Raw genomic sequence first — 14,225 nt, 5'->3', positions numbered from 1 at the left:
TCGTATCACCACCGCTGATTCCGCGGCAGCAAATCCCACACGTGCTCGGTGCCGTTGACCGCCGCGACGGTCGCCTGGCCGGTCCGGGAGAACAACAGCCGGCTCACCGAGGCGTAATCGATCGGGAACGACAACAACCGAGCCGTGCCCAGCACCTCGTGCAGCACCACGTTGATCACCCCACCGTGGCTGAACGCCGCGACGGTCTCCTCCGGGTCGGCCGTAGCGACCAGATCGTCGATTGCCGACCGGACCCGGGCGCGAAACGCGTCCTCGTCGACGCCACTGGGCAGGTGGCCCCGGGACATGCGCGCCCACTCGTCGGGGAACTCGGTACGAATCTGCTCGACCGGAATGTAGGACTGCAGGTCGCGGTCGTACTCAGCCAACCGGTCGTCGATATCGACCTTCAGCTCGCGGGCCTGCGCGACGGGATCGGCGGTCTGGATCGCGCGGCGCTGCGGACTGCTCACCACCCTGGCGATCGGAAATCGGGCCAGCGCCTCCGGCAGCCGTGCCACCTGCTGAAATCCGGTCTCGGACAACTCCGGATCAGAACCTTCGCCATGATCGCTACGCAGCGGCAACGCGTGCCGGACCAGGAGCAGTTGCATGGCTCAACCCTTACACGATGGCACTGGCCGCTTCGGTGCAGCGCGGAGAATGCTATTCTCCCTACGGAGATTGGGGTGTGCGATGACGGCGAGCAGAACTGAATTGGACACCGGCGTGCTGGGTCGTTGGCTCGATACGAATCAGGCGCCCGGCCATGGGGTGGAACCAGTGCTGGAGCAGCTGGGCGGTGGCTCGCAGAACACCCTGTACCTGGTGCAGCGCGGTCCCGAGCGCATGGTGCTGCGCATGCCCGGCCCGCGCGCCGACGCCGCGCGTATCGACGGACTGGTGCGCGAGATCCGGTTGGTGCGGGCGCTGAACGGCACCGACGTGCCGCACGCGGAACTGATCGCCGCCGACGAGACCGGATCGGTGCTCGGCATGCCGTTCTACCTGATGCGCGCGATCGACGGGTGGAGCCCGATGGACGGCGGCTGGCAGGCGCCGTTCGACCACGACCTGACTGCCCGGCGTGAACTGGCGTTCCAACTGGTCGAGGGCGCCGCACGGCTCGGACGGGTGGACTGGCGCGCGCAGGGTCTGGACGGTTTCGGCCGCCCGGACGGTTTCCACGAGCGGCAGGTCGACCGGTGGCTGAGCTTTCTCGACGCCTACAAGGTGCGCGACTTGCCGGGCCTGGACGAAGCGTCGGAGTGGTTGCGCCGCAATCGACCCGCGCATTACCCGGCCGGCATCATGCACGGTGACTATCAATTCGCCAACGTGATGTTCGCGCACGGAGAGCCGGCCCGGCTGGCCGCGATCGTGGACTGGGAGATGACCACGGTCGGTGACCCGTTGCTGGACCTGGCCTGGGCATTGCTCGGCTACGACGGTGAGCAACCCCGTTCGGACGGCTTCTATCTGGATATGCGGGGCATGCCGACCCGCAGTGAGCTCTTGCAGCACTACGAGTCGATCAGCGGATTGTCCACCGAGAACATCGACTACTACCTGGTACTGGCGAACTGGAAGCTGGGCATCGTGCTGGAAAAGACATATGCGGCCGGGGTGCGGACCGGAAAAGTCGATCCGAAGATCAAAGACGCGTTCGGGGCGATGATCCCCCAGCTGATCGCCACCGCGGCAGAGCTGGCGCGGTCGAGCGGGAGGTGAAATGAGTTACGCCGAACAGCTTTTCGACTTGACCGATCGGGTAGTGCTGATCACCGGCGGCAGCCGTGGCCTGGGCCGCGAGATGGCCTTCGGCGCGGCGCGATGCGGCGCCGAAGTGGTGATCGCCAGTCGCAACATGGACAACTGTGTGGCCGTCGCCAAAGATATCGAGTCCCAGACCGGTCGCACCGCCCTGCCGTACCAGGTGCACGTGGGCCGCTGGGACCAACTCGACGGGCTCGTCGAGGCGACGTACGACGCTTTCGGCAAGGTCGACACGCTGATCAACAACGCCGGCATGTCGCCCCTGTACGACAAGCTCACCGATGTCACCGAGAAACTGTTCGACTCGGTGATCAACCTCAATCTCAAAGGGCCGTTTCGCCTTTCAACACTGGTAGGGGAACGGATGGTGGCTGCGGGCAGTGGTTCGATCATCAATGTGAGCACCGCCGGGTCGTTGCGTCCGACACCCGACATCGTTCCGTACGCCTGCGCCAAAGCCGGGCTCAACGCGATGACCGAGGCGCTGGCGAAGGCGTTCGGCCCGTCGGTGCGGGTCAACACACTGATGGCCGGGCCGTTCCTGACCGACGTCAGCAAGGCGTGGAATCTGGATCAGGCGACGCGCAACCCGTTCGAGCACCTTTCCCTCAAACGTGCCGGCGATCCGACTGAAATCGTCGGTGCCGCACTGTTTCTGGCCTCCGACGCGTCGAGTTTCACCACCGGCTCGATCGTGCGGGCCGACGGCGGCATCCCCTAACGAGAGGAAGATTCGTATGTCGTGGGACTTTTCCACCGAACCGGAATTCGAGCAGAAGCTGCACTGGGTGCGCGACTTCGTCCGCGACGAAGTCGAACCCCTGGAAGTGTTGTTCCCGGGCTGCGAATTCCTGCCACTCAACGAGGAGCGGCGCCGGATCGTCGATCCGCTCAAGCAGCAGGTTCGCGACCAGGGGTTGTGGGCCCCGCATCTGGGGCCGGAGCTGGGCGGGCAGGGCTTTGGCGCCGTCAAGCTGACGTTGATCAACGAGATCCTCGGACGCAGCCCCTGGGCGCCGATCATTTTCGGCACCCAGGCGCCCGACACCGGCAACGCCGAAATCATCGCGCGCTTCGGCACCCCCGAACAGAAGGACCGCTACCTGCAGGGTCTGCTGTCCGGGGAGATCTTCTCCTGTTTCTCCATGACCGAGCCGCAAGGCGGCGCCGATCCGCGGGTGTTCACCACACGGGCGGTGCGTGACGGCGAAGACTGGGTGATCACCGGACGAAAGTTCTTCTCCTCCAACGCATCGGTGGCATCGTTCTTCATCGTCGTCGCCGTCACCGACCCCGATGTACCGGTCCACCACGGCGCGTCGACCTTCTTGATCCCGGCCGGCACCCCGGGACTGACCATCGAGGCCAACCACCACCTGGTCGGATCGGACCCGCACGAGCCGGGGCATTCCCTGGTCCGTTACGACGACGTGCGGGTCGGGCCGGAGGCGCTGCTGGGCGAGGCCGGACAAGGCTTCCTGATCCTGCAAACCCGGCTGGCCGGTGGTCGGCTGCACCACGCGATGCGGTCGCTCGGCGTTGCCCACCGCGCGGTCGAGATGATGTCGCGCCGCGCGAAAAGCCGCTTCACCCAAGGCAGTCTGCTCGCCGACAAACAACTGGTGCAGGAGTTCGTCGCCGACTCCTACACCGAGTTGATCCCGTTCCGACTGACCGTCCTGCACGCGGCGTGGCTGATCGACACCGGGGACGAGCGGGCCGCCCGCGCCGAGATCGCGGCCTGCAAGATCCTGGCCTCCCAGGTACTGAAGTCCATTGCGCTGCGCGCCATTCAGGTACACGGCGCACTGGGACTCAGTGACCAGCTGCCGCTGGTGAACGCGTTGCTCGGTGGGATCGCACTCGGCCTGGCCGACGGACCCACCGAGGCGCACAAGGTGAACCTGGCGCGGATGCTGCTCAAAGGCTACGACGCCGAAGACGGTGAGTGGCCCAGCGAGATGCTGCACGTGCGCCGCGAGGCCGCGCTGAAGAAGTACGCCGACCTGATCGATCGCGTTCCCGCGCTGCCCGATTCGCCGTGAACACCAGAGCCGTGGCGGCCGTCGAACGCGCTCTCGACGACCGGCAACGCGGCGCCACCGAGGAAGTGGAGCGCATCCTGGCCGCCGCCGTGCGGGTGATGGAACGCGTCGCACCGGATCCGCCCCGCGTCAGCGACATCGTGGCCGAAGCGGGCTCGTCGAATAAGGCGTTCTACCGCTACTTCGCCGGGAAGGACGATCTGATCCTGGCCGTGATGGAGCGTGGGGTGGGGCTGGTGGTGTCCTATCTCGACCATCAGATGGCCAAGGAATTGCGCCCACAGGACAAAGTGACCCGTTGGATCGAGGGGACCCTGGCCCAGGTCGCCGATCCGCACCTGATCAGCATGAGTCGCGCGGTCACCGGGCAGCTGTCCAGCTGGCACGTCGCCGACCAGGAGCTGATGCGGCCACTGCGCGACCTGCTCGTCGAACCGGTCACCGCTCTGGGCAGCGCCGACGTCGATCGCGACGTCGAGGCCGTCTACGGTTGCACGGTGGCGATGATGCGGCGGTATGTGGGATCCTGCGACCGGCCGGGCCATGCGGACATACAGCACCTTTCGCGGTTCTGCCTGCGCGGGCTCGGGGTCGGTTGATGCGCGCGATCGTCTGCCGCGCGTACGGCCCGCCCGAAGACCTGGTGCTGTCCGACATGCCGGACCCGGTTCCGGCGCCTGGTCAGCTGTTGGTGCGGGTGCACTCGGCGGCGGTGAACTTTCCGGACGTGCTGTTCGTCGCCGGCAAATACCAGATCAAAATCCCGCCACCGTTCATACCGGGCAACGAGATTGCCGGCGAAGTGGTAGCGGCCGGCCCCGGTGCAGCATCGCGTCCGGGACAACGGGTGTTCGGCACCACGTTCGGAGCGTTCGCCGAACTGGCGTTGCTGGAAGAAGCTATTGCGGAACCGATTCCCGATGGCGTCGACTTCGATTCCGCAGCGGCGTTCGGCGTGACATACCGCACCGCCTATCACGCACTGCGTTCGGTGGCCGAGGTGACGACAGGTGATTGGGTGGTGGTGCTCGGCGCGGCCGGTGGGGTGGGCCTGGCTGCTGTCGATCTGGCGGTGGCGATGGGGGCACGCGTGCTGGCGGCGGCGTCGAGTCCGGCGAAGCTGGCGTTGTGCCGGGAGCGCGGCGCCGAAGCCACCGTCGACTACGACAACGAGGACCTCAAGCTGCGTATCCGCGAACTCACCGGGGACAACGCGCGCGTCGTCCTCGATCCCGTCGGGGGATCGTATGCCGAGCCGGCCCTGCGCGGTCTCGCCCGGGGTGGCATGTTCGTCACGCTCGGCTACGCGGCAGGCTCCATCCCGGCCATTCCGCTCAACCTGGTGATGCTCAAAAACGTGACGGTCCGCGGCATGGAAATCCGCACGTTCGCCGACGATTACCCACAGCAGTGCGCGCGCGACATCGCTGAGCTGTCAAAGTTGTTCGCCGACGGCAAGATTCGTCCGTACATCGGCGCGCGGTTCCCGTTGGCCGATACCGCGGCCGCCTTGCGCTACGTCGCCGACCGCAAGGTGCTGGGCAAGGTGATCATCGACGTCGCCGACTAGGCGTTGACCCTGCGGCTATGGCGGTGAGGTTCGAGCAGCCCACGCCACCAGCGCAGGATGACAAGCGTTGTTACGGCGTGACGATGTTGAAATTCGGGTCGGGCGCATCGAGGACCTCGATCAGCGACTGCAGCGCCGTCTGGTCACCGGACAGTTCCAAGCCCGGCGACGTGAAGTCACCGGTCGCGACCAGCAGCAGTCGAATCTTGTTGGCCAGCTTGACCGTAACGTTCGCAGAGGCGGGATCGGCGGACACCTGGCGATGTACCAGCACCCCGTTGCGCAGGGCCAGCCGATAATTCGTGTTCGAATCGGCGAACGTGACGTCGATGGACAGATCGAGGTCCCAGCTGCGCGGACCGTTCACCCGGATGGCCAGGCCGTCGAAGACCTGCTCGGGCGTCAACTGAGACAACAGGGTCGGCGAGGTGACCTGGCCGGCGGTGCCGAATTTGCCGACCCGCAATTCGGTGGCGCCACTGAGGAAGAAATTGCGCCATGTCGCATTCTCCGCGCCGTAGCCCAACTGTTCCAACGTGTCCGCATACAGCTCCCGCGCGGGCCCGTGCTGCTCGTCGGTGAACATCGCGTGGTCGAGTAGCGTTGCCGCCCAGCGAAAATCACCGGAATCGAAGGCGGACCTTGCCAGTTCCACCACCCGGTCGATGCCACCGAGCGCCTCGACGTAGCGGGGTCCCAGCGCCTCGGGCGGATGTGGCCACAGCCGGCCGGGGTTGCCGTCGAACCAGCCCATGTAGCGCTGGTAGACGGCTTTCACGTTGTGGCTGACCGAGCCGTAGTAGCCCCGCGCATGCCAAGCGTGCTCCAAAGCCGGCGGCAGCTGGAATATTTCGGCGATCTCGACGCCCGTATAACCCTGATTGAGCAACCGCAATGTCTGGTCGTGCAGGTAGGCGTACAGATCGCGTTGCAGCGACAGGAACTCGATGATGTGCTCCCGCCCCCACGTCGGCCAATGGTGGGAGGCGAACACCACCTCGGCGCGATCGGCGAAGGTGTCGATCGCTTCGGTGAGATACCCCGACCAGGCGCGTGGATCGCGGACCAGTGCCCCGCGCAGCGTCAGCAGGTTGTGCAGGTTGTGGGTGGCGTTCTCGGCCATGCACAGCGCACGGAATTGCGGGAAATAGAAGTGCATTTCGGCCGGCGCCTCGGTGCCGGGCGCCATCTGGAACTCGATCTGCACCCCGTCGATGGTGTGCGTCTCCCCCGTGGTCCGGATATCGATCGTCGGGACGATCAGGGCCACCTCGCCGGTCGAGGCAACCTGTCCGAGACCACACCCCACCTGCCCCAGCGGACCCCGGTCCAACAACGCGCCGTACATATACGTCGCCCGACGCAGCATCGCCGGACCGGCGTACACGTTCTCCTGCACGGCATGTTCGGTGAAGCCTTCGGGCGCCAGGATGGCCACCTTGCCGGCGTCCACGTCGGCCTGCGAGGTGACACCGAGTACACCGCCGAAGTGGTCGGCGTGGCTGTGGGTGTAGATCACGGCGACGACGGGCCGGTCCCCACCACGGTGCGTGCGGTACAGCTGCAGCGCCGCAGCGGCGGTCTCGGTAGAAATCAACGGATCGATGACGATGACACCGGTGTCGCCCTCGATGAAGCTGATGTTGGAGATGTCCAGTCCGCGGACCTGATAGATGCCCGGCACCACTTCGTAGAGGCCCTGTTTGGCGGCCAGTGTCGATTGGCGCCACAGGCTGGGGTGCACCGACACCGGTGCCGAGTCGGTCAGGAATGAATAGGCGTCGTTGTCCCACACCACCCGGCCGTCGGCGGCTTTGACCACGCACGGTGATAGTGCGGCAAGGAATCCGCGGTCGGCGTCGTCGAAATCCCTTGAGTCGTGCCATGGTAGGGAATGTTTGCCATGCGCCGCTTCAATGGTTGCGGTCGGGGGTTTGTGGTCCACCGTCTCCACCTTGCCACTAGTGCGATTCCACCGGAAGTGCCCGCATGCAGTGCCGATTTTCCTGAGTTGCTAGACCTCAGCTCCGGTTAAGCCGCATACTGCCGAAGCGGTCTTCAACCACGAGGGTCGCTACGACGAGCAAAGGAGCTCAGGTGAAGCGTGGACTGACGGTCGCGGTGGCGGGGGCGGCCATTCTGGTCGCGGGTCTTTCGGGGTGTTCGGATGACAAGCCGAAATCGAGTGGTGGATCCTCCAGTTCGGCTGCAGCCAGCGGAGGCGCCAGCGCCTCCGGGACCAAGGTGCTGATCGACGGGCAGGACCAGCACGTCACCGGCACAACTCTGTGCACCACGGCGGGTGGCACCGTCAACATCGCGATCGGCGGATCGGCGACCGGCATCGGCGCGGTCCTCTCCGACGCCAATCCCCCTGAGGTGAAGTCGGTTGCGCTCGGCAATGTCAACGGCGTGTCGCTCGGGTACGCCCCCGGCACCCCGGACGCCAAAGCCGAAGCCACCAAGAACGGCAACGCCTACAAGATCAGCGGCACCGCCACCGGAGTGGACATGGCCAACCCCATGGCACCGGTCAAGAAGTCCTTCGAAATCGACGTCACCTGCTCGGGCTGACGGGCTGAGCTGAGGACGCGGGCGGTTGCCGACCATTAACCGGCAACCGCACCGCGAACTCGGTACGACCGGGCGAGCTGTGCACGGTGATCATCCCGTTGTGCGCTTTGACGACGGCGGAGACGATCGCCAGGCCCAGCCCGGTGCTGCCGCCCTTCCGGGAACGCGAGGTATCGCCGCGCACGAACCGCTCGAACACCTCGGTCTGCTGCGCCGCCGGAATGCCGGGCCCGTTGTCGATCACCTGCAGCAGCGTGTGCGTCGGCTCAGTGCTCAACCGGGTGGTGACGACGGAGCCGGCGCCGGTGTGCACGCGGGCGTTGGCCAGCAAATTCGCCAGTACCTGGTGCAACCGCGCCTCGTCGCCGATGACCACCACCGGTTCGGGCGGCAGATCCAGTTCCCATTGGTGATCCGGGCCAGCGATGTGGGCGTCGCTGACCGCGTCGACGGCCAGCCGGGACAGATCCACCGGTTCGCGTTCCAGGGGTCGGCCGGAGTCCAGCCGCGCCAGCAGCAACAGATCCTCCACCAGGCGGGTGATCCGTTCGGTCTCCGATGCGACTCGGCTCATGGCGTGTGCCACCGCTTCGCGGTCGTCCCCCATCCGCTGCGCCAGCTCGGTGTAACCACGGATCGCGGCCAGCGGGGTACGCAGTTCGTGACTGGCGTCGGCAACGAACTGGCGCACCCGGGTCTCGCTGGCCTGCCGCGTCGACAGTGCAGCGGAGATGTGGTCGAGCATGCGGTTGACCGCCGACCCGAGCTGGCCGACTTCGGTGTCCGGGTTGGCGTCGGGCTCGGGCACCCGCACCGGCAATTCGACTTCGCCCCGGTCCAGCGGCAGGTCGACGACCTCGGTCGCGGTCTGCGCGACCCGTCGCAGCGGCGCCAGCGCCCGCCGGATGATCATCACCCCGGCGGTGGTCGCGGCGACCAGCGCAACGAAGGTGAGCACGCCGAAGATGACCAGCATCCGTAGTTCGGTGGCATCGATGTTGGCCATCGACAGGCCGGTGACGATCACGTCGGCCCGGTTTCGGCTCGGAGCCGCCACCACCCGGTAGCGGCCCAGTCCGTCGAGGTCCAGCGTCACCGGCGAGCGGCTACCGGCAATCTGTTCCAGTTGGTGTTTCGCGGTCGCGGACAGCGCGGCCCGCGCACCGCTGCTGGTCAGGTATCCGGCGTCCACCGTGGTGCCGTCGCTGACCACGGCGGCGACCATGCCGGCCGGCTGGCCCGGCGCGTCGAGAAATCTGGGTCCGGGCCCGGTTTTGACGTAGCGGGGTTCGTGACGGCGCGGCGGCTCGGGGTAGAGCAGCGAGGAGCGGTAGGAGGTGCCGCTGAGCTGACTGTCGAGTTGGGCCAGCAGGTGGTGCCGTAACGCGAGTTCGGTTGCCGCGGTGATGCCGACGCACACCATGGCCAACACGGCCACCTGTCCGACCAGCAGCCGCAGCCGCAGCGACCAGACCCGGGGCCGTCTAGCGCGCCGGCTTGAGGACATACCCCGCGCCGCGCAATGTGTGGATCATGGGTTCGCGACCATTGTCGATTTTCTTGCGCAGATAGGAGATATAGAGCTCGACGATGTTGGACCGACCGCCGAAGTCGTAGCTCCACACGCGGTCCAGGATCTGCGCCTTACTCAACACCCGCTTGGCGTTGCGCATCATGAAGCGCAGCAGCTCGAATTCGGTGGATGTCAACGAGATCGGCTCGCCGGCGCGGGACACTTCGTGGCTGTCCTCGTCGAGGACGAGATCGCCCACCACCAGCTGGGCACCGCTGTCGACCGTGGTGACGCCGGTGCGCCGCAGCAGCGCACGCAGCCGCAGCACCACCTCCTCGATGCTGAACGGTTTGGTGACGTAATCGTCTCCGCCAGCGGTCAATCCGGCGATTCTGTCCTCCACCGCGTCCTTGGCCGTCAGCAGCAGCACCGGCAGGCGCGGATTCTCTTCGCGCAACTTGCGCAGCACTTCCAGGCCACTCATGTCGGGCAGCATCACGTCGAGGACCACGACGTCGGGACGTTCGGTGCGAGCGGTAGCGAGGGCGGTCGTGCCGTCCCCTGCGGTGGCGATATTCCAGCCCTCGTAGCGCAGGGCCATCGACACCATCTCCGCGAGAACAGGTTCGTCGTCAACCACCAGCACGTTGACCGGTTGGCCGTCGGCGCGGCACATGACAACGCGCTCGGTGGAAGTTCGGGGGGAGGCCACGGCTTCCAGTATCCGCACAACCCACTAGGGCGGCGCTATGGCCGCACTGTGTGTCGGCTGTGAAACAAGACGGTCGCGTGACCGCACCAGCGATCACGCGACCTTCGGGAAATGACTGATTAGTACCAGTTGCGCCGTCCGGCTACCGGCCGGCCCACCGAACCCATGGCCCACATCACCGCACCGATGACCAACAGCACCACGCCCAGCATCGCCAATAAATGCACGTTGAAGACAAATCCCAGAATGAGCAAGATAGCGCCCACGACAATCATGATGATTCCTTTACATAGAGGGGATGTGGTCAATTGCTTGCATCGCACTCGGCTGCGGTAAACGCGGGGTGCGGCAGTCAGTTACTTTCGGATTTACTCCCATGTAATTCAGCGGACCCGCAATCACCGTTACCGCAACGGTTCCCGCTGACGCACAGCTGGTGGCCTCGCCTTTGAAGTAGTCGCGCTGCCAGGCCGCGAGGACTCCGATGAGCAGCCACACCAGCACAATTGCACCGAGAATTCCGCGACCGCGCACCATAATTTCCTCCATTGATCCCGAAACCAATTTCTGTGTGATGAGCGTTACCCGTTGGACCTGTGTCTAAACATGAAAGGCGGCGTGGCGGAGTACTATCCGGACTGCTCGGCAAGCCACCTGGCAGCCCGCCTTTCGACGGGCGAGACAGCACGTGTCCGCGGCCAGCCCAGGTAATTCGGTGACGCCGATTTCAGGCAGCCAATTGGCTCGGACACGCACCGACGGATCGCTCCCAGATTCCAGCCAGCTCATGATCACGTCCGCATAGCGCGCACTGGTCTGCGGATAGGCACAATCCGGCTGCGGGGTGCGGAGGAACTCCTCGGTAACATGTCCCGACAACCATTGCGGCCAAGGAGGTTAACGGCACCGTGCCCGACACGTTGTTCGCGGATGTCTCGGAATATCAAGTGCCGGTGGACGACTCGTACCCCTACCAGGTGTTGTCGTTCCGGGTCTGCGACGGCACCTATCGGGACCACAACTTCGCGCGCAATTACGCCTGGGTGCGTGCGGCATTGGACAGTGGGCGAATGACATTCGCGATCATCTACACCTATGTACGCCCGAACTGGTCGGCCAACGCCGACACGGTGCGCTCGATGATCGAAGCTGAGGGCGGGTTGCACCCGCGGGTCGCGTTGATGCTGGACGTCGAATCGGGCGGTAATCCGCCAGGTGACGGCTCGAGCTGGATCAACCAGTTGTATTGGAACCTGGCCGATTACGCGGGTTCGCCGGCCCGCATCATCGGCTATGCCAACGCCTACGACTTCTACAACATGTGGCAGGTGCGACCGGCCGGACTACGGGTGGTGGCTGCCGGCTACGGATCCAACCCCAACCTTCCCGGGCAGGTCGCACACCAATACACCGACGGGCAGGGGTACAGCCCCAACCTGCCGCAAGGCGCACCGCCGTTCGGTCGGTGTGACATGAATTCCGCGAATGGACTGACACCGCAACAATTTGCCGCCGCGTGCGGCATCGTGACGAACGGAGGACCGCTGATGGCGCTCAGCGATGAGGAGCAGACCGAACTGCTGACCAAGGTGCGCGAGATCTGGGATCAGCTGCGCGGACCGCAGGGCGCCGGCTGGCCGCAGCTGGGGCAGGACAGCCAGGGCCAGAACCTCACCCCGGTCGATGCGATCGCAGCGATCAAGAAAGATCTGGAACAGGCCGAGCCGTCGACGTAGCGAATTCATCACCGCCGCAACGCTGCAACGAACAGCGTCGGCGGAATCGAGTGATCGAGATCGTCCGGAACGCTGCGACCGTAGCGGGCCAGCAGCTCGGCGAAGGTGGTCGCCGACGCGTCCCAGCCGCGCTCACGCAGCCAGTCGGCGACGGCGGTTCTCTCTTCGGCGTACCACAGGTCGTCGTTGTCGTTGACTTCAACGTTGGCCAGCCGCGCCGCGGTGGTGCGCATCTGCGCCATGTCCGCGCGCTGGCGTCGTACCAGGTCCGGATCCAGGAAGCCCGGCCCGGGCACGTTCGTCGCCAGCTGACTGCCGGCCGGACTCAGCACATCGATGCGTTCGAACAACAGATCCTGCGCCCGCGCGGGCAGGTAACGCACCAGGCCCTCGGCCGACCACGCGGTGGCCAGCTGTGGGTCGAAACCGGCGTCCCGCAACGCTTTTGGCCAGTCCTGTCGCAGGTCGACGGCAATGCTCACCAGTTGCGCCGTGGGCTGCGCACCGTGCTCGCGCAGCGCGGCAGACTTGAAGTCGAGCACCCGCGGCAAGTCGAGTTCGTACACGACGGTGCCGTCGGGCCAGTCCAGCCGCCACGCTCGGGAGTCCAGGCCGGACGCCAGAATCACCACCTGCCGAACACCGGCGTCAGCCGCGCCCAGGAAGAACTCGTCGAAGAATGCGGTGCGCGTTGCCATGAAGTCGACCATCAGCCGCACCCGGGCGAGCACCTCGGGTTCCACCTCGACCGCGCCGGAAAGCACCGCCGGGTCGGCATAGACGTTCCACATTCCGGAGCCGGCCGCGTCGAGGAACACCCGCGCGAACGGGTCCTGGATCAGCGGGTCGGCGCTCTCGGTTTCCGCGGCGCGCGCCGCAGCCACGCCCAGGGCGGTGGCGCCCACACTTTCGGTGATATCCCAGGAGTCATTGTCGGTGCGCGGCACGAGGACGATTGTTCCAGCCGGTTGCGCCTCGGGCGGCGGGCCGAGCATCCCCTACGCTTTTTGCCAGACGATCGACAGGCTGCAGAGGGAGCGGGACGTGTCAAACCGGTGCACTGCGCAGGCCGGCGCATGAGCGGCGTCGACTTGGCCGCCGTCGGCCGCTGGATGACAGATCAGGGGTTGGGTGAAGGTCCGCTGCACGACGTCGTTCCGATCACCGGCGGCACCCAGAATGTGATGCTGCGCTTCACCAGGTCAGGCCGGACCTACGTGTTGCGCCGCGGCCCAAGGCACCTGCGCACCCGCAGCAACAGCGTGATTCTGCGCGAAACCCGGGTGCTTGCCGCGCTGGCCGGCTCGGACGTGCCCCATCCGCACCTGATCGCGACGTGCGCGGACACCAGCGTGCTGGGGGACGCGGTGTTCTACCTGATGGAACCGATCGAGGGCTTCAACGCCGGTGAGGGTTTGCCGCCGTTGCACGCCGGGGATCCCGCGGTGCGCTACGGGATGGGCCTGTCGATGGCGGATGCCCTGGCCAAGCTCGGCGCGGTCGACCACGTCGCCGCCGGGCTGGCGGATTTCGGCAAGCCGGACGGTTTTCTGGAACGGCAAGTGCCACGCTGGCTTTCGGAATTGGCGTCCTACCAGGAATACGACGGCTACCCGGGACCGGACATCCCAGGCATCGACGACGTCGCCCGCTGGCTGGAAGCCAACCGCCCGACCACCTGGCAGCCCGGCATCATGCACGGTGACTATCACGCCGCCAACGTGATGTTCTCCCTCACCGGCCCCGACGTGGTGGCCATCTGCGACTGGGAGATGTCCACGATCGGCGACCCGCTGCTGGACCTCGGCTGGCTGCTGGCCACCTGGCAGCAGGACGACGGCTCATCGGTTTTCGGTCATGCCCTCGGCCAGAGTGACGGCTTGGCCAGCACCGACGACCTGGTGCGGCGCTATGCCGCCAACACCACCCGCGACCTGTCGCACCTCACCTGGTACACGGTGCTCGCGTGTTTCAAGCTCGGCATCGTGATCGAGGGCACGCTGGCGCGGGCCTGTGCCGGCAAAGCCGAGAAGGCGGTGGGCGACCAGCTGCATGCCGGGACGGTGCACCTGTTCGAACGTGCGCTGGGGATGATCGCAACCCGGCCCTGACCGGGTTGCGTCGCCGGCGGCAAAGAAAGCGGCGTAGAACCCGACACTGAAAGCCACCGTCGCCCCGCCGATCAGCGAGCCGAACACCAGTGGATACTGCGCCATCACCGGCGCCAGGAACCGGCAACACAACAGCAGCGCCGCCAGCAGCGCCGACCCGGACGCCACCAGCCCGGTGCGGGACCAAC

General features: G+C 66.0%; 15 protein-coding genes. 8 read left to right on the top strand and 7 right to left on the bottom strand.

Going from position 1 to position 14,225, the window contains the following annotated elements; all coding sequences use genetic code 11:
* Nucleotides 1-5: 5 nt before the first annotated feature.
* Nucleotides 6-614, bottom strand: coding sequence for a histidine phosphatase family protein (locus AC5Y3Z_RS11985; protein WP_473138610.1), 609 nt, complete (start codon nt 612-614; stop codon nt 6-8).
* Nucleotides 615-696: 82 nt separating this feature from the next.
* Between AC5Y3Z_RS11985 and AC5Y3Z_RS11980 the strand changes: the two genes are divergently transcribed.
* Genes AC5Y3Z_RS11980 through AC5Y3Z_RS11960 form a run of 5 tightly spaced genes read left to right on the top strand, consistent with a single transcriptional unit; the run spans nt 697 to nt 5,391 of the window.
* The gene (locus tag AC5Y3Z_RS11980; RefSeq protein ID WP_473138611.1) at nt 697-1,731 is read left to right on the top strand and encodes a phosphotransferase family protein; all 1,035 of its coding nucleotides are present in this window, start codon (nt 697-699) and stop codon (nt 1,729-1,731) included.
* Nucleotide 1,732: 1 nt separating this feature from the next.
* Nucleotides 1,733-2,497 (top strand): SDR family NAD(P)-dependent oxidoreductase, encoded by a 765-nt coding sequence (locus AC5Y3Z_RS11975; RefSeq protein WP_473138612.1) that lies wholly within the window; start codon nt 1,733-1,735, stop codon nt 2,495-2,497.
* Between the two features lie 16 nt (nt 2,498-2,513).
* Complete coding sequence (locus AC5Y3Z_RS11970; protein WP_463826134.1) at nt 2,514-3,821, top strand: acyl-CoA dehydrogenase family protein; 1,308 nt, start codon at nt 2,514-2,516, stop codon at nt 3,819-3,821.
* Nucleotides 3,818-4,420 carry a TetR/AcrR family transcriptional regulator gene (locus tag AC5Y3Z_RS11965; RefSeq protein WP_463826135.1) on the top strand — a complete coding sequence of 201 codons (603 nt, stop codon included), beginning with the start codon at nt 3,818-3,820 and terminating at the stop codon, nt 4,418-4,420. Before AC5Y3Z_RS11970 ends, AC5Y3Z_RS11965 begins: the two co-directional genes overlap by 4 nt.
* Nucleotides 4,420-5,391: an NADPH:quinone oxidoreductase family protein gene (locus AC5Y3Z_RS11960; RefSeq protein ID WP_463826136.1), complete on the top strand. Its 972-nt coding sequence runs from the start codon at nt 4,420-4,422 to the stop codon at nt 5,389-5,391. Before AC5Y3Z_RS11965 ends, AC5Y3Z_RS11960 begins: the two co-directional genes overlap by 1 nt.
* Nucleotides 5,392-5,461: 70 nt before the next feature.
* On the opposite strand, the gene AC5Y3Z_RS11955 is transcribed toward AC5Y3Z_RS11960, so the two are convergent.
* Nucleotides 5,462-7,336, bottom strand: a complete 1,875-nt coding sequence (locus tag AC5Y3Z_RS11955) for an alkyl/aryl-sulfatase (protein WP_473138613.1) — start codon at nt 7,334-7,336, stop codon at nt 5,462-5,464.
* A gap of 152 nt (nt 7,337-7,488) precedes the next feature.
* On the opposite strand from AC5Y3Z_RS11955, the gene AC5Y3Z_RS11950 reads away from it, so the two are divergent.
* Nucleotides 7,489-7,965, top strand: a complete 477-nt coding sequence (locus tag AC5Y3Z_RS11950; RefSeq protein ID WP_463826138.1) for a lipoprotein LpqH — start codon at nt 7,489-7,491, stop codon at nt 7,963-7,965.
* Here the strand turns inward: AC5Y3Z_RS11950 and AC5Y3Z_RS11945 are convergent.
* From AC5Y3Z_RS11945 to AC5Y3Z_RS11930, 4 genes are all read right to left on the bottom strand, one after another.
* Nucleotides 7,949-9,472 carry a sensor histidine kinase gene (locus AC5Y3Z_RS11945; RefSeq protein WP_473138614.1) on the bottom strand — a complete coding sequence of 508 codons (1,524 nt, stop codon included), beginning with the start codon at nt 9,470-9,472 and terminating at the stop codon, nt 7,949-7,951. The two genes, AC5Y3Z_RS11950 and AC5Y3Z_RS11945, sit on opposite strands and share 17 nt — an antisense overlap.
* Nucleotides 9,450-10,154: a response regulator transcription factor gene (locus AC5Y3Z_RS11940; protein WP_463826420.1), complete on the bottom strand. Its 705-nt coding sequence runs from the start codon at nt 10,152-10,154 to the stop codon at nt 9,450-9,452. Before AC5Y3Z_RS11940 ends, AC5Y3Z_RS11945 begins: the two co-directional genes overlap by 23 nt.
* Before the next feature lie 155 nt (nt 10,155-10,309).
* Nucleotides 10,310-10,465 carry a DUF6131 family protein gene (locus tag AC5Y3Z_RS11935; protein WP_463826140.1) on the bottom strand — a complete coding sequence of 52 codons (156 nt, stop codon included), beginning with the start codon at nt 10,463-10,465 and terminating at the stop codon, nt 10,310-10,312.
* A 10-nt stretch (nt 10,466-10,475) separates the two neighbouring features.
* Entirely contained in the window at nt 10,476-10,739 is a 264-nt protein-coding gene (locus AC5Y3Z_RS11930) for a hypothetical protein (RefSeq protein WP_463826141.1), read from the bottom strand.
* Between the two features lie 359 nt (nt 10,740-11,098).
* Between AC5Y3Z_RS11930 and AC5Y3Z_RS11925 the strand changes: the two genes are divergently transcribed.
* Nucleotides 11,099-11,926 (top strand): hypothetical protein, encoded by an 828-nt coding sequence (locus AC5Y3Z_RS11925; protein ID WP_473138615.1) that lies wholly within the window; start codon nt 11,099-11,101, stop codon nt 11,924-11,926.
* An 8-nt stretch (nt 11,927-11,934) separates the two neighbouring features.
* Here AC5Y3Z_RS11925 and AC5Y3Z_RS11920 read toward each other — a convergent pair whose 3' ends face one another.
* Nucleotides 11,935-12,873, bottom strand: a complete 939-nt coding sequence (locus AC5Y3Z_RS11920) for a class I SAM-dependent methyltransferase (protein WP_473138616.1) — start codon at nt 12,871-12,873, stop codon at nt 11,935-11,937.
* Nucleotides 12,874-13,002: 129 nt separating this feature from the next.
* On the opposite strand from AC5Y3Z_RS11920, the gene AC5Y3Z_RS11915 reads away from it, so the two are divergent.
* A complete protein-coding gene (locus tag AC5Y3Z_RS11915) occupies nt 13,003-14,037 on the top strand; it encodes a phosphotransferase family protein (protein ID WP_473138617.1) in 1,035 nt (344 codons plus the stop codon).
* Nucleotides 14,038-14,225: the final 188 nt, after the last annotated feature.

Source organism: Mycobacterium sp. NGS61 (assembly GCF_059812325.1).
This window is presented reverse-complemented; position numbering and strand designations above follow the sequence as displayed.

Bases quoted from the DNA above. Each gene is read 5' to 3' on its own strand.
- AC5Y3Z_RS11985 (WP_473138610.1), bottom strand. From the start codon at position 614: ATGCAACTGCTCCTGGTCCGGCACGCGTTGCCGCTGCGTAGCGATCAT.
- AC5Y3Z_RS11980 (WP_473138611.1), top strand. From the start codon at position 697: ATGACGGCGAGCAGAACTGAATTGGACACCGGCGTGCTGGGTCGTTGG.
- AC5Y3Z_RS11975 (WP_473138612.1), top strand. From the start codon at position 1,733: ATGAGTTACGCCGAACAGCTTTTCGACTTGACCGATCGGGTAGTGCTG.
- AC5Y3Z_RS11970 (WP_463826134.1), top strand. From the start codon at position 2,514: ATGTCGTGGGACTTTTCCACCGAACCGGAATTCGAGCAGAAGCTGCAC.
- AC5Y3Z_RS11960 (WP_463826136.1), top strand. From the start codon at position 4,420: ATGCGCGCGATCGTCTGCCGCGCGTACGGCCCGCCCGAAGACCTGGTG.
- AC5Y3Z_RS11945 (WP_473138614.1), bottom strand. From the start codon at position 9,472: ATGTCCTCAAGCCGGCGCGCTAGACGGCCCCGGGTCTGGTCGCTGCGG.
- AC5Y3Z_RS11940 (WP_463826420.1), bottom strand. From the start codon at position 10,154: ATGTGCCGCGCCGACGGCCAACCGGTCAACGTGCTGGTGGTTGACGAC.
- AC5Y3Z_RS11935 (WP_463826140.1), bottom strand. From the start codon at position 10,465: ATGATTGTCGTGGGCGCTATCTTGCTCATTCTGGGATTTGTCTTCAAC.
- AC5Y3Z_RS11930 (WP_463826141.1), bottom strand. From the start codon at position 10,739: ATGGAGGAAATTATGGTGCGCGGTCGCGGAATTCTCGGTGCAATTGTG.
- AC5Y3Z_RS11915 (WP_473138617.1), top strand. From the start codon at position 13,003: ATGAGCGGCGTCGACTTGGCCGCCGTCGGCCGCTGGATGACAGATCAG.